Origin of the sequence: Aneurinibacillus thermoaerophilus, from assembly GCF_019603355.1 — a bacterium.
GTDB lineage: Bacteria > Bacillota > Bacilli > Aneurinibacillales > Aneurinibacillaceae > Aneurinibacillus > Aneurinibacillus thermoaerophilus.
Genome location: NZ_CP080764.1, coordinates 2,684,503 through 2,701,209, shown reverse-complemented (window position 1 = coordinate 2,701,209; position 16,707 = coordinate 2,684,503). Strand labels below are relative to the sequence as shown.

Below are 16,707 nucleotides of genomic sequence, written 5' to 3'. Positions count from 1 at the left end.
CTGTGCGGTGATAGGTATAGCGGAGATCGAAAAGCGAAAAATGTCGCGGGCTCTCATGCCAAAAGTTCTGGAGAGACGGAATGTAGAAGGTATGGCGGGATAGGCTGCTAAGGAGTATGGGGAAGAGAGTGGGATAAAATAGCTGGGGCTCACTGAAAAAGCGGTAGGGAACTATCTCTTTTCAACGAATAAGAGAATGAGAGTAGCTACAGGGCCTAAAAGTAGGGAGAGTATGAACCAATTTAATCCTGTTCTATTTTTGCCTTGGGCTAATCCGGCATTGATTAAGGCGAGTGTGCCCCAACCTACAAAGAACTCGTTTTCCATATCAGTGTCTCCTTTTTATTAAAATCTCCGCTGAGCGATTAGCAAATCTCTACTGGAATTATACATTAGGCAGTATATAATTGGTAGATAAAAGTTACCGATGTATAGGAAGTTCACGAAAGGGTTCATCATTATGAGATGACTTTTGGAGAAGAGGAAGATGTGTAAAAGTCCTGACATTTTATGAAATTTATAGTAAAATCATAACAAATGACGGGGGAGGATATAAAATGAAAAGATTATGGTTAGCCTTTTTGCTTGTATTTCTTTTACTGCCTGGTGTTGCGTCCGCGCAGGTACAGACTGAGAAAACCGTGATTAAGCAGGTATACTATGACCCAGAAGTAAAGTCATATTGCATCGAAACGGATGAAGATGAAGAGGGTGCGTTTTGGTATCTTTGTATGTTTTATATGGACAAGGAGAATAAGGCACTAACGAAAGCCTTACAACAGGCGTTATTGAATAAAAAGATTGAAGTGACATATGAAGATTATGAAAGCGAAGACTCGGAAGACTGGGAAATGATTGAGTTTGTTGTTTTAAATTAAAGATATGAGAGGGTTGTGCTTGCGGCTCTCTTTTTCTGAGGTGTTTGTATGGCAGACGGTTTTATCAGTAAAAACTCAATTCCGCATGCGGCAGAGACATGGTAGGCTGATGGAGCGGGTAGTAGTCTAATAAAACACAAACGAATAGCTCAATTTATTATAAATTATAAAAACATATACATGAAATGAATAAAAACTCGGTGGTGTTTAAGGACTGATGAATAAAATAAGTGTGTTCGGAGAAAGGATTTCAACTGAAGAAGAACTTCGTTCGCTTATTGGGTATCCAGGCGACCTTGTGAATCGAAAGGTCATTTTCCATCTGGATGTTCATTGCCGAAATTTTATAGCTCAATCTCCTTTTTTACTCTTAGCAACAGCCGATCATTCAGGGCTATGTGATGTCTCTCCTAGAGGAGATGTACCAGGATTTGTATTCGTACTTGATGAGAAACATTTAGTTATTCCCGAACGTCCAGGCAATCGCAGAGTGGATTCCATGCGTAATATTTTATCTAATCCTCAAGTAGGTCTTCTCTTTTTGATACCAGGATTAGGAGAGACACTTAGGATTAACGGGAAGGCCTGTTTAGTAAAAGATGAAAAATTACTTAAACAGATGGAAGTCAATGGGCGTAGTCCTCTTGTTGGTATAGGTGTTGAAGTGGAAGAATGTTTTGTTCATTGTGCCAAAGCTATTTTACGTTCTAAGCTTTGGGGACCTGAAACATGGCCAGATAAAAAGAGATTACCGTCCGCTGCTAAAATGTTGGCTGACCATGCCAAAATGCCAGGAACCACTGTTGACGAAATTGCTGAAATACTTCGGGAGAGTTACTCTAATCGCCTTTAGTGAATTTGCCGAGAAGCCTCTTCGACGCTATCAAATGGAGAATTGCCTGTCGGATATCCCATATGCTTGTATGAAAAACTGGGTTTTACAAAGCTGCCATTTAGAAAAGAGAGATGGGTTGTCAGGAGATTTATGAAACGTTTAGACTGTTTTGGCGTAGTAGGTTTGTGAATCCAGAAATTTATTGTCAAGAGGAGGAAAAGATATGTGGAATCCTGTAGATACCCGTTTTTATGCTAAAAAGCTTCCAGTGGCCATTGCTGCGATCGGCGACGGAGCGGAAGCCAATTATATTCGTACTTTGCTTGAACAACTTGACGTCGTGACGCTTTTGCACGCCATCGGCACGCCGGATGATTTTTTACAAGTTATCAGCCAGAACGAAAGCGCTCCCCCGTATCTGATCATCAGTGCCCACGGCGACAAGGGCGGCCTTATTTTTGGAGAATACATAGAAGAAATTGACGTATCCAGTTTGCAGGACGGAGTCATGCGTCCCCCCGTCATCGCCGAAGCGATTCGCCTTCCTGGTACGGTGGTGATTAATACCGCCTGCTCGGCCGGTGTTAAAGAAGCGGGGGAGGCGTTTATGAAAGGAGAGATTCAGGCGTACATCGCGGCTGACGAGGATGTCACCGGAGAAACGACAGCGCTATTTCTCATGCACTTTTTCTACCGGATGCTGAAAGGAAGTTCACTTGAAGAGGCGTGGGAACACGCTGCCTCCTATGATGAGGAGAGTCGTTTGTATCGTTTATACCTGCGTGATGGTATTTATAAAGTGGGGGACGACGGAAAAAAGCAGATCATTGAAGGATAGACGGCATCCTTAATAAAAAAACGCCATTAATTCGCGAAAGTAACAGCCTGTAATCAGGCGTTTTTACATTTCTAAAATTATTTTCTACGGATAAAATTACCAACCTATCCTATGTATAAATTACTTCCTATGCGGAATTGTAAGAATATCAAGTACCAAAATCATCTACATAGGAGGAATGAAGATTATGCCACGTATGCAACAAAACCAACAACAAGAATCACGTAACACCAATCAATTACTGGCTCCACAAGCACGCGTAGCTTTAGATCAAATGAAATATGAAATCGCTGCTGAATTTGGTGTGGTATTGGGGCCGGATACAACATCACGTCAAAACGGTTCTGTAGGTGGGGAGATTACGAAGCGTCTTGTACAAATGGCAGAGCAACAATTAAGCGGCAGAACAGGGCGTCTGCAATAAATTTCTTCATAAAACCAGCCCTATTCCTATATTCTTGCATACCATATAGGGATGGGGAACAGTCAGAAACCTTCCGGGAAAGTCCGGGAGGTTTTTAACTGTGGTTGTGGCATAGATAACGAGAAAAAAGCCGAATTTGGTTGTCGAGAGTGTTGATTACAGATTCTCCGAATGGATATGAACGAATACAGAAGAACACGCACAACAGTCTCTTTAATCAATTATCATTTCGTTTTTTGTTCTCGATATAGAAGGAAAATATTCCTTCGTGCTGATGTAGAGGAACGTTTCAAACAGTTGGTGCAGGAAATATGTGAGGAATTGGAAATTATCATTGTTGCTTTAGAATGCGACAAAGACCATACACATATGTTTCTAAATGTGTTGCCAACATTTAGTCCTGCTGATATTATGGCAAAAATCAAAAGAGTAACTTCTAAAAAGTTAAGGGAGGAATTTCCGCATCTTCAACATTTGCCAAGTTTATGGACACGTTCCTATTTTGTATCTACCGCAGGAAATGTATCGAGTGAAACAATGTCACAAACAATGACGGTTAAAGTCAAACTACTTCCAACAAAAGAACAGACTTCTATTTTGCGGCAGATGAGTCAAGAGTATATTTCGACTATCAATACGCTTGTATCTGAAATGGTCGCGGAAAAGAAAAGCACAAGGAAGTCGAGTAAGGATGTTTTTGCTCACTTGCCGAGTGCGGTCAAAAATCAAGCGATAAAAAAGGAACAGGATTGAAAGTGATGGGTGTTGATTTGGGATTAAAAGTCCCTGCTGTCGCTGTGACAGATGATGAAAAGGTTCGCTTTTTTGGTAATGGTAGACAAAACAAGTACATGAAGCGAAAATTCCGTTCCGTTCGTAAAGCATTAGGGAAAAAGAAAAAACTCAATGCCATTCGTAAGTTAGACGATAAAGAACAGCGTTGGATGAAAGACCAAGACCATAAAGTTAGTCGTGCAATCGTTGATTTTGCAAAAGAAAATAAGATTTCTATTATTCGCTTGGAACGACTTGCGAACATCCGACAGACGGCAAGAACAAGCCGTAAAAACGAGAAAAACTTGCACTCATGGTCATTCTATCGCCTGTCCCAATTCATCGAATACAAAGCAAAATTGGTTGGCATCAAAGTTGAATATGTGAATCCTGCTTATACAAGCCAAACGTGTCTTCAGTGTTCCGTAAGGAATAAAGCACAAGACCGTAAATACAAATGTGAATGTGGCTTTGAAAAGCACAGAGATGTAGTAGGTGCAATGAATATTCGATATGCACCTGTGATTGATGGTAACAGTCAATCAGCATAGGGAACTATATGTTCTGCCCTATGAGGGGTGATGGCACACCCTAAACTTCGGGGTTGTTCAAAACAGAAATGGACTGCGAACGCTAACTACCGAAGAATCCCATCGGCTTTAGCCGTGGGAGTGTCAAATCAATGCGATTGTCCAGCTTGCTACTGGTGAAAAGCAGGTTGCCGTCAGGGGACAGAGCTGCACCGTACGGTTCTTGGCCAACCGTAATCTCATTAACAGTTTTTGGTCAAATTTGAACCAAAACGGTGTTTTTAATGGTTGTTTGTTTGCCATAATGGGCATTATTAGGCGTTATAGTAATGGTTCTATTATGTGGCTCAGCTAGTTTTTTACTGTCTACGATGGTGTTGCAAAACTTATAATCGTTGAATGGTAAAGGGTAAATATAATCAATTATGCATAATCCTATAATTTGTAAAAATAGGTCTATGAATTAGGTGGAAAATATTTTAAATTGTTAATATATGTATATATTGGGCGATGCATGCATTATATGTAACTCATTTCCTTTACGTCCGATTCAAAAAAAGAAAGAGTGAAGACGAAGTGTTTGGATCGTTAAAAAATATATATGATATGTATAGGCTCGGAAAAAGTGTTGTGAACTCAAAAAGTTTTCAAAAATCACTCAACAGGGCGGAAAAAGAATATCAAAAGAGAAGGAAAAAGCAGGAGGAAAAATTAAAAAGAACAAAGGCTGGAAGAAGGCAATTAAAAGAAATAAAAGCTTATGAAAAAGCTACAAAACAATTGTGGAAAGGGTTCACTCAGTCCTTTCAGACCTTAGGTAAGGTATGTACTTCCGCTAGAAAACTCGCAACCAACCTATTGCCCATTGAACAGATTTACAAATTAAAGAAGATCATGAAGGCTGAGGTGATAAAGAAACAAAATTCCGCTATTAAAAAGTTGCAGAAGCCAAAACCCATTCAAAAACCAAAATCAGTCTCCCCATCACCTCCACCAAAGCGTAGTATGATGGATGATCTGGTAGTTGGATTAAAGAAGTTTGGAAGAGAGTTCAAACCTGCTTTTTCTCACGGAGCCAAAGAGCTTGCTACGCTTTCAAATTATAAACCCTTAACTAGGGAATTAGTTGGAAAAGAGAATTTTGACGCATTAACAGACAATAAATGGACGATGGATGATGTGAAAGCCGCAGGCGGAGCATTAGAAAATTTGTTTTTGGGAAGGCTTAAGATTGTCAAAAACATCAATAAAACGGTTAAAATTACAAAAAGATTGGATAAAGCGAAACAGCCATTACAACCGCCGAAGTCGAAACAATCCACTGGGAATGCAACTAAGGGTAAAGGTAAATATGATAATGGATGGGATATGCCTCGTGGTGGCGGTGAGATAGGTGGAAGGAGATATTCAGAACACTCACTTGAAAGAATGGCACCTGATACTATCCAAGTTAGGGCTGAGTTAGAAAAAAGAGCCCTTGAAAAGGGATTAAAGCCAGGTACTAAAGAATTTAAAAATTTTGTTGACCCAAGGGGTGTTCCACCTATGGTTGTAGAAGATACAATTAGAAATGTAAAACCCACTGCTGGAAATAGACCAAATACACTAAAATATGATGGTCAAGACGTTACTGTAATTACAAACACAAAAGGTGATGTTATTACGGTAATTCCAAAGTAAGTGAGGAGTGTTTTCATGGCAATAAAATATGATGAATATTTACTGCTTGAATTATTCAATAGTGAGCCAATTATAATTGATAGAGAGGCTGAGATTTACAAATATCAAATACAAGGTCCACTAGGATTAGAATTAGCCTTTTCTTTCTCGGTTTATGACCAATATGTAACAATAAGATTGGACCATAACCAACTCCAAAATCCATTATATGACATTGAAATACAAAATGTAGAGGAAATTAGGGTAGAGAAATCAAAACTAATTGTAATTAAGCAACAAAGTGAAGAGCTAGTAATCGAAGTTAAAGTTACACCTAACTTTATGATTGATTTATGTATCTAAACTAATAATAGGTCACGAGGATATTTCATACTCGTGACCTATATTTTTTAGTAGACCCAGTACCGAATAAATTACTCTTTATTATTGAAAAAGTATGTAAACAATGTATTATCTGTATAATTTTTATTTATATTTTTCAGACGTACATTCAATTTAAAAAGTATGGCCTATTTGATGTATTGTCATCTGCTAGAAATCACCTTGAAATTATCAGATACTACCAATTTTATTCTCCAAAACCCTACCTTTGCTTTCTCCCTGCCTTTTGAAATATTTCGCAACTTTTACGTACATAGAAACAATGACTATAGCGAGAGGATTACTCCAACTCGATTAACTCCTGGATGTCGATGTCTAGCACTTTGCATACTTTTTCCAATGTGGAGAGATAAACTCTGTCTACGTTGTCCGAACAAAGATGGCTGATGGTGCTGTGCTTGGGCGCAGCCCTGTGAGCCGGGCCAATTCACGTTGAGAAATGCCACGTTCTTTCAGGATTTCTTTCAGCTTGAAACGATGCCAGGCATTGATACGGTGACAGCATCCGCTTTCATTGCAGAAATCGGGGATATTCATCGTTTCACTAATTCCGATAAACTTGCAAGATACGCAGGAATAGCCCCTGTCCGAATGGGTTCGGGCGGCAAGGAAACTATTCAGAAAAGCAAAAAAGGAAACAGGGAATTATACACTATCTTTTATAACTTGGCTGTTCAACAAATACATATTTGTAAAGGTAGTAAAACTCCTCGAAATCCTGTGTTTTACGAGTATTATCAGAAAAAGCTAGCAGAAGGTAAAACCAAACAACAAGCGCTTATTTGCATTATGAGAAGACTTGTCAATATTATCTATGGCATGATGGAGAATAAAACCGCTTATATCATGCCTGACATACCTAACAGCAAAGTAAGTTGATATAATGAGTGGTAGTTACTGAACTGCCCCTCTTTTTATAAAGTCATGTTTATTAGACTTTCCTAAGGGGACGCCAAAAGCTAAACCTGAACAAGTACATCATTATGCAACTAATAAAAGTAAGAAGTATACACCGCAAATAGAAGCGATTACGAAAAAGTATGGCTTAGATTTGGATGAGGCTTGGAATAAAGAATTGCTTCCGCATCAAGATAGGCATCCGGATGACGATATTATGTGTTATTGTGAAGAAACTTATGGGATAGAGCAATACCAGCTTAAAGAGGGAAAACTCTTCAAAAGTTGGAACGAAAGAATCACTTTTTATTATGACCCGAACGAGGGGGAACGGCAAACAGACTACCTAGCGAATAATTTAGGGTGGTTTGTCGTTTCGTCTAAATTGAAGAGGGTTTTAGACAGTTTAGAAAAGGGTAATATTCAGTATTTCCCTGTTAGAATCATAGACAAGTGTACGAACGAGCCGCTGGAAGGTTATTTTGTGGCAAATATTATAAATGTGGTAGACGCGCTTTGTCTTGAACATTCAAAGGATAGTGTTTTTGAACTAGATGGAGAAAAAATATATTCGGTACAAAAATATGCGTTGACTAAAGAGAATGTAGCTGGGAATCATATAATTAAACTAAAAGGGGATGAGATACCAGTATTTGTGTCAGAAAAGTTTAGGGAAGAAATAGAGAAGAATGGGATTATTGGGTGCGACTTTCAAGAAGTAAAGGTAGTTTAGAGGTGGATACCGGACTAAACGTTTTGACTGGGAGTTCTGCATCTTAAAGGGGAGCATATCACAGTGTCATACAAGCCGGGTCTGCACCAGCATGCGAAGAAATTCTTTTTTTGGCTTCTACTCATTCTTTGGAAGTGTACCTTATTTTGCTTAGCAGTGCAGCCGCGATAGGATTGTCCTGCTGAATATAGTCACGCCAGTTTTTTTGTTTCAGTTCGACTTTTATTGATAATGATAAGTCTGTAACGTATAAAGTTGTATTTAAAGGGGGTTCCGTATTTTATTTTTTGGATAATTCTGGATAAAAAAGATTGAATCCATCTGAACCGGATAAAGGTTGGGTTCACCAGTATTTTTCGTCGGGGAATGCACACACGAATATGGATCTGATCGCACAACACATACAACATATTTGGTTAAATGAAATATCCCTTATCGATATTCTTGGCACAGAAGCGAACGAAGTCGAAGATAAGGTACAGCTAAAGATTGAAAAAAACAAAATTTATCAGCACATTCATATCCTCGATGATAGGGAAAAAGAAGTTATTATTGGCCGCTTCGGGCTGGATAACGAAGAGGAACGGACACAGCGGGAGATCGCGCGTGAGCTTGGCATTTCACGTTCATATGTATCGCGGATTGAGAAGAGGGCTTTATTGAAGTTGTTTCATGAATTTTACCGCAAAAACGAGAATGCAGTGAAAAATTAATCGAACATATAAAAACAAACCGCCGAAAAATTTTTTCCCATTTTTCGGCGGTTTGTTTCTTATTTTAAAACATAAACTTTTATATTTTGAACGCCAAACTTACTTACATGTTCTGGTGAGCCTGGCACGAAAATATCCACGCGGTTGTTTTGAATAGCTCCGCCAATATCGGTGGCGTGTGCGATCATACCGCCTTTCGGAAGCCCCTGGAAGGAATAGCCTGTAATGTACACTTTGCTTCCAAGCGGAATCACATCTGGATCGACCGCGATGGTACCGACCTTCAGCTTATTGCCGAAGTAGTCCACACCTTCCCACCCGCCGTTTTCTTCAGGTGCAGCGGAATAAGCCGTTGCTTTTGAAAAAATGACGCGCTTATAGGTAAACTTTTTACCAGAGGCCGTTTTCACCGACGGACTGTCGGAAGTTTTGTTGGCTGCAATTGCGGTCGCTGGTTTGTTCGCTTTCTTTTTTGGTGCCTTTTTATCGTCTTGTTTCTTTTCTGGCAACACAAGTACGGTGCCGCCTTGAATATTTTGCGGGTCTACGTTTGGATTCGCGGCTTGCAGCTTTTGGACAGGAACGTTTAGCTTCTTCGCGATGGTCCAGAAAGTTTCTCCTTCCATGGCTGTATAGGTGTCCGGTAATTGGATCGTAGAACCGATTTGCAAGTTTAATGGATCAACGGATGGGTTGACAGCCTGAAGCGAAGTGAAAGGTAGATGATGAGCCTTTTCAATGTTCCACAGCGTATCATTTCTTTTTACTTTGTACTCTGCACCGGCGGCTATATTGGTGGCGCTTACGCATGCAGTTAATGTAAGTAAACCGGTAAATAAACTTTTTTTCATACAAAAAACTCTCCTCTCCTGATAGCCTACAAGGTTAGTTGCCGGGTTCGGGTTCAGGAGTTTACCCTATGCTTATCCATGTATCTTGATAAGCAATTCACCCCAAAAGAGTATCCCCTGCACTTCTTTATTTAAAGAAGTTTCGGCTTTTTTGTACCCCGACATCATAACACAAAAATCAAAAGAGGATCGCTGGTAATTATAAGTACTTAAAGTTTTATCTTTCTTTTTCTTGTAAAAGATGGGAAAGTGTTACGAATTTATACCCTTTTTTAGAAAGAATAGGAAGGATTTTCTCCACTGCAAGCAATGTTTGCGTCTGGTCGATACCGGAGTCGTGAAACAGAATAATATCTCCCGGTTTGGCTCCACTTGTTACTTTGTTAACTATGTAGTCGATCCCCGGATGTGCCCAATCGCGCGTATCTTGGTGGTATGACCAGATGACGACCGGATGTTTTTGTTTTGTCGAACTGAGAAGCACAGTATATGTTACTTCTCCTCCGGGTGGACGAAAGAAGCGCGGGTGTTTCCCGATTAGCGAGTAAATGACTTGATCGGTTTTGCGGATTTCATCACGTAAACGGGCCGTAGTTATGTTCTTCATACGCGGGTGGGTAAACGTATGGTTGCCGATTTCATGACCTCTGCGATTAATGTCCCTGATCACACGGGGATACCATTTCGCGCGCTGGCCCACGACAAAAAACGTCGCTTTGGCATGATATTTGTCAAGAATGTTTAGCAACTTAGCCGTATAGACAGGATGGGGGCCATCGTCGAACGTAAGGGCAATGAGTTTCCGCTTCGTGTCAACATGGTAAATAGGGGAAGCAGTCGATTTCGAGATTGCTGGCGCTGCTGGAAACACAGTGGCCCAGCAGCATAACAATGTGGCGATTAAGCTAACGAAAAGCTTCACAATTTTCATGTCTCTCACCGTTTTATGTAATGGTATGTATAATGTTTGCGCGTTTTTGGATAGGTATGCTTACAAAGGGTGGGAATGCATGCAGAATATTTATCGTGTAGGAAAACAATACTAAAGTGGAAAGCATTCCAGATGAGAGGAGCAGAAAACGGTGGATGATTTGCAACTAGCCCGGGCGTTGTTTGGGACGACAATGGGATTTCATATTATTTTTGCTACGCTTGGCGTGGGGCTTCCGCTGATGATTTTAACAGCAGAAGTTTTGCGCCAGTGGAAAAAAGACAAAGACTATGGCATTATGGCACAACGCTGGACGAAAGGATTTGCGGTGCTTCTCGGGGTGGCTATTCCTTCCGGCACCATTGCGGGTGTTCAGCTTTCCTTGCTGTGGCCTGGTTTTATGGAAGTCGTTGGGAAGGTTGTTGCTCTTCCGTTTCAGATTGAGATTTTCGCTTTTTTGTTGGAAGCGTTGTTCATGTCCATTTATGTGTATGCGGCCGATCGGTTGTCCGCGTCTATGCGCATTCTAAGCATGATATTCGTAGTGATTGGTGCGGCAGCATCCGCGATCCTGATTACAAATGTGCATGCATTTCAGGGAACGCCCGCCGGTTTTAGGATGGAAAACGGCGAAGTGATTGATGTGGATCCGTGGGTTGGATTTTTTAACCCGAGTTTTTTTGTATCGGCGGGACATGTTACTTTGTCTGCTTACATGACCGGCGCATTTACGATTGCTTCCATTGCAGCGTTTAAATTGTTGAAGAGTAACAGGGGAAGTAAGGAATTTTTATTTCACCGCAAAGCGTTAATGATGGCTCTTACCGTTGGCGGTTTGTTTTCTCTTGGCACGGCGCTGAACGGTCATGATTCGGCGCAAATGCTACACAAATACCAGCCGGAGAAACTTGCGGCCGCTGAAGGACTTTTTGAAACGCAGCCGTATGCTCCGTTGGCGATCGGTGGTTATACGGATGAAGCCACTAGAAGTGTCAAGTATGCGATCGAGATTCCGGGGCTGCTCAGTTTTCTTGCGGGCAACCGGTTTGACGAGGTAGTAGCCGGATTAAACGATTTTCCACGCGAATACTGGCCGCCACTTTATGTGCATATATTGTTCAACGCGATGGTCGGCATCGGTGGCCTGCTTCTTGCGCTATCTATCATTGGATTTGTTTGGCGTCATTTACTGAGGCGGGAAACGTTTCCGCGCTGGTTGATGTGGTTGTTTATTGTAACGGGACCGTTGGCAATGATCGGAATTGAGTGTGGCTGGATTTTTGCCTGCACCGGGCGTCAGCCATGGGTGTTGTACCGGACGCTTTTGACTGCTGATTCCGTTACTCAGGCAGGCAATATCGGGTTTTTATTTGTTCTGTTTGTTGGGATTTATATACTGCTCGGTTTGGCGACCGTGTTTGTGCTGCGCCACTATTTCAAACGCCATCCGCTTGTTAAAGATTTGGAGAAAGTGTCTCTCGGTTCATGAGGTACAGGAATAAGGAAGGGATGGAGGAATATGAGTAATGAATTGATCGCAATTGCTATGTTATGGATGTTTGTGTTCGTGTATTCAGTTGCTGCATCTATTGATTTTGGCACCGGTTTTTGGTCTATGATATACATGAACCGGAGGCAGAACAGGGCAACCAATATCGCTAACCGGTACTTATCCCCTTCGTGGGAAGTGACGAATGTGTTTGTTGTACTTATTGTGGTCGGGCTGATGAGTTTTTTTCCCGGTGCCACATTTACGCTGGGCACGGTACTGCTGATTCCTGGCAGCTTAATTCTGCTGCTTTTGGCTATCCGCAGCGCATTTCTTGTATATTCACATTCGATGGAAGGGTATGAAAGGCAGCTTGCGATTATATCTGGCATTAGCGGTCTGTTTATTCCCGCATTGCTCATTCTTGTTCTGCCCGTTACGCAGGGAGGATTTATTCAAGTAATAAATGGGCATGAGGAATTGTTGCTTGGGAAATTGTTGACAAGCGCAAGCGGGATTTCGTACATGGCTTTTGCCATCAGCAGTACATTCTTTTTGTCTTCGTTGTTGCTATCCGATTACTCTAGGGTCGCGGGTGAAATGGAAGCATACCGCTTATATCGCCGCGACGCCATTTTGAATGGCCCGCTTTCTTTTTTTACTGCGCTGGCACTCGTTACATCCATGAAAAGTGAGGCTTTATGGCTGTATGAAAATTTGCTACATCATTTCTGGCTGCTTATTGCATCGGCTGTAGCGTTCTTTATCGGCTATACGGCGTTGTGGTGGCCGGGAGGAAAGCGCGCTTCATTGCCCGGTCAGCCCCGTGTGGCGGTACTTGGCATCGTGGTACAATACTTGCTTGCCAGCTATGCTTATGGAAAAGCTCATTTGCCCTATATCGTGTATCCGCACGTTACCATTGAGTCCGCTTTTACTCATCCAGATACGTTCCGGGCGCTGTTTGTTTCCTACATTGTCTGCTTTGCGATTCTAACCCCGGGATTTTTATATTTCTGGCGAATGTTTATGAAAGACAAACGTTACGTAAAGCAGCCATAAACATTTTATTTGTTATTTCAGCGTTTCAGCTATGGTTAGAAGGCAGGAAAGTTGGAAGTAAGAAGCACGTTTTGTTTTTTCTTCTCCCTTTCCCCTTCTTTCACTATGAGAACACCGATATCTGAATGAAGTCAAGTGCATAGAGGAATATTGTTTCTTTTTGATATGAATTATTTCTTTTAGAAATGTATTGTTTCTATTGAAAACAATACACACTGCTAATGATACAACACTTTAGCATTAATAAGTCAGAAAATTGGTTTTATTTTTGCAATAGAAGAAGGAGAGGAATGATTTTAATGCTTGTGGGGGGATAGGATGAGTACGACCATTGGCGAGTTAGTAGAATGGACAGCCCGGAATTATCCGGAGAAGATCGGTTTGATATACCGGCGTAAAAATCAAGTATGGACGTATAAGCAGTTGGATGAGCAGGTAAATCGCTTTGCAAATGCCCTTATTGGGCTCGGTGTAAGAAAAGGAGATATTGTTTCCGTATTTTTGTACAACACGAGCGAGTTTGTGGTTGCGTTATTCGCAGCTGCAAAAATCGGTGCGGTTTTTAATCCGATTAATTATCGCCTAACCGCCTACGAGTTGCAGTATATTTTAAACGATGCCAACAGTAAAGTTTTGCTATATGAGGAGCAGCTGAAAGAGACGGTTCACAAAACAAAAGAGCTTGGCGTTAAGGTTGAATATTATATTTTTGTTGATGAGCAAGTTCCGGACTATGCCTGTTCGTTTTATGAATTGTTGGAGGAAAGTGAGGATCGTGCGCCGTTCGTTGAAGTTCATGAAAATGATTTATATATCATGATGTATACAAGCGGGACAACCGGGCGGCCGAAAGGCGTGCTTCACCGGCATCGCGATATGGTACACCATAATTTGCTGATGATGCAATGCATGGGACTTAACAAAAATGACATTGGCCTGTGCGTGGCTCCACTCAACCATACGGCTGAATTGCATACATCGTTTTTTCCGCGCATGCAGGTGGGAGCCACAAATGTTCTGCTTCATTCCTTTCAGGCTGAAGAAGTGCTGGCGACGATCGAAAAAGAAAAAGTTACCCATTTGTTCGCAGCGCCGACGATGGTGAATATGCTGTTGAACGATCCTTCGTTTGAAAGATATGATTTATCCTCTTTGCGTTTGCTTGGCTATGGCGGCGCTTCGATGGCACCTGTACTTATTAGACAATTTCAGGAGAAGGTGGGTGCAGATTTGGTGCAGATGTATGGTTTGACGGAGATGGGGCCGGTGGTAACCGTACTGTACCCGGATGAACAGTTGGCCAGGGCCGGATCGGCGGGCAAAGCGGTGATGACGCACGAAGTGAGAATTGTACGCACGCGGGAAGACGGCAGTCCTTCACACCCCGACGACATATGCGGCGTGGGAGAAATTGGAGAAATTATCGTAAGAGGTCCGTGTATGATGCTTGAATATTACAAGCGGCCAGAAGCGACGGAGAAAGCGCTGGCATACGGCTGGTACCATACTGGGGATATGGCTTCGTATGATGAAGATGGATATATTTGGATTCGTGATCGTATTGACCATATGATTGTTTCCGGAGCGGAAAATATTTTTCCGCGTGAGGTGGAAGACAGGCTGATAGAACATCCAGAGGTGCTGGAGGTGGCGGTGGTAGGCAAGCCAGATCCAACATGGGGACAGATTGTTGTTGCTTATGTTGTAACCAAACAGGGAAGTGCGGTGGATAGCAAAGAACTGGATGCTTTTCTTCTTAGCGGCGGCCAACTGGCGAAATATAAGCGACCGCGCGAGTATTACTTTGTGGAGCGTCTGCCTAAAACACCGAGCGGCAAAATCCAAAAATTCGTGCTGGAAAAACAGCTAAAAGAAGTACAGTAAAGCGCAAGTATAAAGCGGGTGAAAAAACTAAGTAAACCCCCGTTCTATTCGAGATAACAGAACGGGGGGATTTTTCTTATTGTTGACTATCTAGCCATTTATTTTTATTGTCAATTAAATATTGGAGCACCGGGTCTGGTTCACCTTGAATCCGGGTGAGAAAGTATTGCGAGAGCAACAAATCGTTGCGGGTCAAATCAAGATAGTCCGGATACGGGTGCGGCGTGAAATTCGGATAGAGCGCATAATACAGATTATGGTTAGGCATAACCCAGAGTTCTTGTGTAGCTTTAATGCCAGCCAACAGCTTATTACCGAGTTCCCTTTTTTCTTCATCCTGGTCACGCAAGTAAGCTTCGTATAGATAATTCATAATCGCGACCAAATGATTAAGGGAAGTATGGGTTCGCTTCGTTTCCGCGCTTCCTACATAATCGGGTACAAACACACCGTATTTGCCGATCTTCATACCATGCATAGCGATGTAACGTGTAAGATATGCGTTCCACTTGCGCAACGCATGCTGAACGGCGGCATCTGGCATGGCTTGCGTGAAGCGGAGCAGGAAGGTGGCGTTGTCTGCGTTCCGCCGGTTGTCCATATACTTATAGCCGATTTTATATTCCTTATTAAGCCATTCCGATCTCGGCTGTGTTTCCCAATATCCTTCTTTGTTTTGGTTTTTTACTGCCGCGTAAGCGAGATGGGTGGCGAGATTGACGAAAAATGCGCCGTTTTCTTCCGTGGAAAGGAAGGAAAGGGCGTGTAAGCCGTCTCCATTGGCCGGATTTCGGTAGAATGAGCCCGGTGCGTACGGACGGTAAGTGGACTCATTCGGATAATAGGCTCCATCTTCTCTTAATTTTTTATCTTTATCCAATTCTAATAACGCCGCTTTGGCTGCCGCCTGCTCGTTGTCCCAGCGAATAAGCGGCTGATTTCCCAGCATTCCCCATGTAACAGCCTCCGTTTTTGCATCCGCGTTCAAAACAAGGGAAAACGTATGACCGTTCGCGGCTTGCGCGTGTTTTATTGGCTGCTCCTTTTCCCTTATCTGTTTGTATACCGTATAACCGAGGGGCGCATAGGCTTCCGCCTGACCAATCCGATAAAACAGGCGTTCTCCGTCTACATAAAGAGCCGAAGAAAAGACAGGCGGAATGTAGCTGCTTTGTTTCCATGTTTTGGTTGGAACTGCTGACAATTGCGCCGTTTTGACAACCGTAGGATCGAAAGCAAGAATGCGCAACGGAATGGAGACTGCTCTGTCAGAAGCGGTATGTTGCACAAAATAAAGCACGCTTCCATTCTCCATCCGGGCCAGCGTTAAGCGAAAAGAGAGCCCGCCTTTTTTATACTGATAATGCGTATATACCGCATGCTCGTATGTATCTGTTGTAACCGAAGGCGTCACGTCGGCAACCCACCCACTGGCTTCAATACGGAACTCTGGAATTCCGTCCTTGTCAAGGTCAATGGGAAAGAAAGCCATGGACGCTTCTTTGGCACTTACTTGCGTTGCAAGTGCGATAAATAAACACAATGACAATAACAAACCGAACCAACGTGCAATCATCGTTTTCATCTGTCTTCGTTCACTCAGCACCTTTCCAAAATCTATCAAAAAATATAAAACTCTTTTTCAATAAAATCAATAGAAGAATGATAAAAAAGCGTCAAAGAAGTCTTTGATGCTTCTAAAACAAAAGGATGTTGCAGAAGCTTGAAATAACATAAAAACCAGTAATCTTCAACAATCTTTTCCACTTCTGAGGCAACGATATGATGAAATGCTTGCCAGCGATCA

Annotated in this window: 15 protein-coding genes, 5 pseudogenes and 1 riboswitch; of the genes and pseudogenes, 14 read left to right on the top strand and 6 right to left on the bottom strand. The window is 42.1% G+C overall.

Annotated features, from left to right (window positions below; all coding sequences use genetic code 11):
- Positions 1–171: 171 nt before the first annotated feature.
- Positions 172–327 carry a hypothetical protein gene (locus K3F53_RS14025; RefSeq protein ID WP_175493690.1) on the bottom strand — a complete coding sequence of 52 codons (156 nt, stop codon included), beginning with the start codon at positions 325–327 and terminating at the stop codon, positions 172–174.
- 230 nt (positions 328–557) lie between these two features.
- Here K3F53_RS14025 and K3F53_RS14020 point away from each other — a divergent pair, with 230 nt between their 5' ends.
- From K3F53_RS14020 to K3F53_RS13985, 8 genes and pseudogenes are all read left to right on the top strand, one after another.
- Positions 558–878 carry a hypothetical protein gene (locus K3F53_RS14020; protein ID WP_057900474.1) on the top strand — a complete coding sequence of 107 codons (321 nt, stop codon included), beginning with the start codon at positions 558–560 and terminating at the stop codon, positions 876–878.
- A gap of 217 nt (positions 879–1,095) precedes the next feature.
- Positions 1,096–1,731 carry a pyridoxamine 5'-phosphate oxidase family protein gene (locus K3F53_RS14015; RefSeq protein WP_057900475.1) on the top strand — a complete coding sequence of 212 codons (636 nt, stop codon included), beginning with the start codon at positions 1,096–1,098 and terminating at the stop codon, positions 1,729–1,731.
- A gap of 205 nt (positions 1,732–1,936) precedes the next feature.
- Complete coding sequence (locus tag K3F53_RS14010; RefSeq protein ID WP_057900476.1) at positions 1,937–2,551, top strand: CHAT domain-containing protein; 615 nt, start codon at positions 1,937–1,939, stop codon at positions 2,549–2,551.
- A 196-nt stretch (positions 2,552–2,747) separates the two neighbouring features.
- Complete coding sequence (locus K3F53_RS14005) at positions 2,748–2,975, top strand: alpha/beta-type small acid-soluble spore protein (RefSeq protein ID WP_057900486.1); 228 nt, start codon at positions 2,748–2,750, stop codon at positions 2,973–2,975.
- A gap of 177 nt (positions 2,976–3,152) precedes the next feature.
- Positions 3,153–3,521: pseudogene (tnpA, locus tag K3F53_RS14000) on the top strand (IS200/IS605 family transposase); the annotation flags it as partial.
- A gap of 212 nt (positions 3,522–3,733) precedes the next feature.
- Entirely contained in the window at positions 3,734–4,300 is a 567-nt protein-coding gene (locus K3F53_RS13995; RefSeq protein WP_236782011.1) for an RNA-guided endonuclease TnpB family protein, read from the top strand.
- A 555-nt stretch (positions 4,301–4,855) separates the two neighbouring features.
- Positions 4,856–5,959, top strand: coding sequence for a hypothetical protein (locus K3F53_RS19465; RefSeq protein WP_246615643.1), 1,104 nt, complete (start codon positions 4,856–4,858; stop codon positions 5,957–5,959).
- A 15-nt stretch (positions 5,960–5,974) separates the two neighbouring features.
- Positions 5,975–6,301 (top strand): hypothetical protein, encoded by a 327-nt coding sequence (locus K3F53_RS13985; RefSeq protein WP_220559054.1) that lies wholly within the window; start codon positions 5,975–5,977, stop codon positions 6,299–6,301.
- 319 nt (positions 6,302–6,620) lie between these two features.
- Here the strand turns inward: K3F53_RS13985 and K3F53_RS13980 are convergent.
- Positions 6,621–6,832, bottom strand: a pseudogene (locus K3F53_RS13980) (helix-turn-helix domain-containing protein).
- On the opposite strand from K3F53_RS13980, the pseudogene K3F53_RS13975 reads away from it, so the two are divergent.
- Both K3F53_RS13975 and K3F53_RS13970 read left to right on the top strand, forming a co-directional pair.
- A pseudogene (locus tag K3F53_RS13975) lies at positions 6,803–7,219 on the top strand (transposase); the annotation flags it as partial. The pseudogenes K3F53_RS13980 and K3F53_RS13975 sit on opposite strands and share 30 nt — an antisense overlap.
- Positions 7,220–7,256: 37 nt before the next feature.
- The gene (locus K3F53_RS13970; protein ID WP_091260898.1) at positions 7,257–7,970 is read left to right on the top strand and encodes an AHH domain-containing protein; all 714 of its coding nucleotides are present in this window, start codon (positions 7,257–7,259) and stop codon (positions 7,968–7,970) included.
- A 124-nt stretch (positions 7,971–8,094) separates the two neighbouring features.
- Here the strand turns inward: K3F53_RS13970 and K3F53_RS19455 are convergent.
- Positions 8,095–8,190, bottom strand: a pseudogene (locus K3F53_RS19455) (DUF4351 domain-containing protein); the annotation flags it as partial.
- Positions 8,191–8,389: 199 nt separating this feature from the next.
- Here K3F53_RS19455 and K3F53_RS13965 point away from each other — a divergent pair.
- Positions 8,390–8,683, top strand: a pseudogene (locus tag K3F53_RS13965) (sigma-70 family RNA polymerase sigma factor); the annotation flags it as partial.
- Between the two features lie 59 nt (positions 8,684–8,742).
- Here the strand turns inward: K3F53_RS13965 and K3F53_RS13960 are convergent.
- Together K3F53_RS13960 and K3F53_RS13955 are read right to left on the bottom strand one after the other, a co-directional pair.
- On the bottom strand, positions 8,743–9,534 hold the full coding sequence (locus K3F53_RS13960) for a LysM peptidoglycan-binding domain-containing protein (protein ID WP_057897999.1): 792 nt from the start codon (positions 9,532–9,534) through the stop codon (positions 8,743–8,745).
- Between the two features lie 8 nt (positions 9,535–9,542).
- Positions 9,543–9,692, bottom strand: a riboswitch (cyclic di-AMP (ydaO/yuaA leader).
- 59 nt (positions 9,693–9,751) lie between these two features.
- Positions 9,752–10,465, bottom strand: a complete 714-nt coding sequence (locus K3F53_RS13955; protein ID WP_057898000.1) for a polysaccharide deacetylase family protein — start codon at positions 10,463–10,465, stop codon at positions 9,752–9,754.
- A gap of 151 nt (positions 10,466–10,616) precedes the next feature.
- Between K3F53_RS13955 and K3F53_RS13950 the strand changes: the two genes are divergently transcribed.
- The 3 genes from K3F53_RS13950 (at position 10,617) to K3F53_RS13940 (ending at position 14,900) form a co-directional block, all read left to right on the top strand.
- Entirely contained in the window at positions 10,617–11,954 is a 1,338-nt protein-coding gene (locus tag K3F53_RS13950; RefSeq protein WP_057898001.1) for a cytochrome ubiquinol oxidase subunit I, read from the top strand.
- A gap of 30 nt (positions 11,955–11,984) precedes the next feature.
- Positions 11,985–13,016: a cytochrome d ubiquinol oxidase subunit II gene (locus tag K3F53_RS13945; protein WP_057898002.1), complete on the top strand. Its 1,032-nt coding sequence runs from the start codon at positions 11,985–11,987 to the stop codon at positions 13,014–13,016.
- A 318-nt stretch (positions 13,017–13,334) separates the two neighbouring features.
- A complete protein-coding gene (locus K3F53_RS13940) occupies positions 13,335–14,900 on the top strand; it encodes a fatty acid--CoA ligase (RefSeq protein ID WP_091260900.1) in 1,566 nt (521 codons plus the stop codon).
- A gap of 76 nt (positions 14,901–14,976) precedes the next feature.
- On the opposite strand, the gene K3F53_RS13935 is transcribed toward K3F53_RS13940, so the two are convergent.
- Positions 14,977–16,524 carry a hypothetical protein gene (locus tag K3F53_RS13935; RefSeq protein WP_057898004.1) on the bottom strand — a complete coding sequence of 516 codons (1,548 nt, stop codon included), beginning with the start codon at positions 16,522–16,524 and terminating at the stop codon, positions 14,977–14,979.
- Between the last annotated feature and the right edge of the window lie 183 nt (positions 16,525–16,707).

Bases quoted from the DNA above. Each gene is read 5' to 3' on its own strand.
- K3F53_RS13945 (WP_057898002.1), top strand. From the start codon at position 11,985: ATGAGTAATGAATTGATCGCAATTGCTATGTTATGGATGTTTGTGTTC.
- K3F53_RS14025 (WP_175493690.1), bottom strand. From the start codon at position 327: ATGGAAAACGAGTTCTTTGTAGGTTGGGGCACACTCGCCTTAATCAAT.
- K3F53_RS13985 (WP_220559054.1), top strand. From the start codon at position 5,975: ATGGCAATAAAATATGATGAATATTTACTGCTTGAATTATTCAATAGT.
- K3F53_RS13955 (WP_057898000.1), bottom strand. From the start codon at position 10,465: ATGAAAATTGTGAAGCTTTTCGTTAGCTTAATCGCCACATTGTTATGC.
- K3F53_RS13960 (WP_057897999.1), bottom strand. From the start codon at position 9,534: ATGAAAAAAAGTTTATTTACCGGTTTACTTACATTAACTGCATGCGTA.
- K3F53_RS13995 (WP_236782011.1), top strand. From the start codon at position 3,734: ATGGGTGTTGATTTGGGATTAAAAGTCCCTGCTGTCGCTGTGACAGAT.
- K3F53_RS14020 (WP_057900474.1), top strand. From the start codon at position 558: ATGAAAAGATTATGGTTAGCCTTTTTGCTTGTATTTCTTTTACTGCCT.
- K3F53_RS13940 (WP_091260900.1), top strand. From the start codon at position 13,335: ATGAGTACGACCATTGGCGAGTTAGTAGAATGGACAGCCCGGAATTAT.
- K3F53_RS14015 (WP_057900475.1), top strand. From the start codon at position 1,096: ATGAATAAAATAAGTGTGTTCGGAGAAAGGATTTCAACTGAAGAAGAA.
- K3F53_RS14005 (WP_057900486.1), top strand. From the start codon at position 2,748: ATGCAACAAAACCAACAACAAGAATCACGTAACACCAATCAATTACTG.
- K3F53_RS14010 (WP_057900476.1), top strand. From the start codon at position 1,937: ATGTGGAATCCTGTAGATACCCGTTTTTATGCTAAAAAGCTTCCAGTG.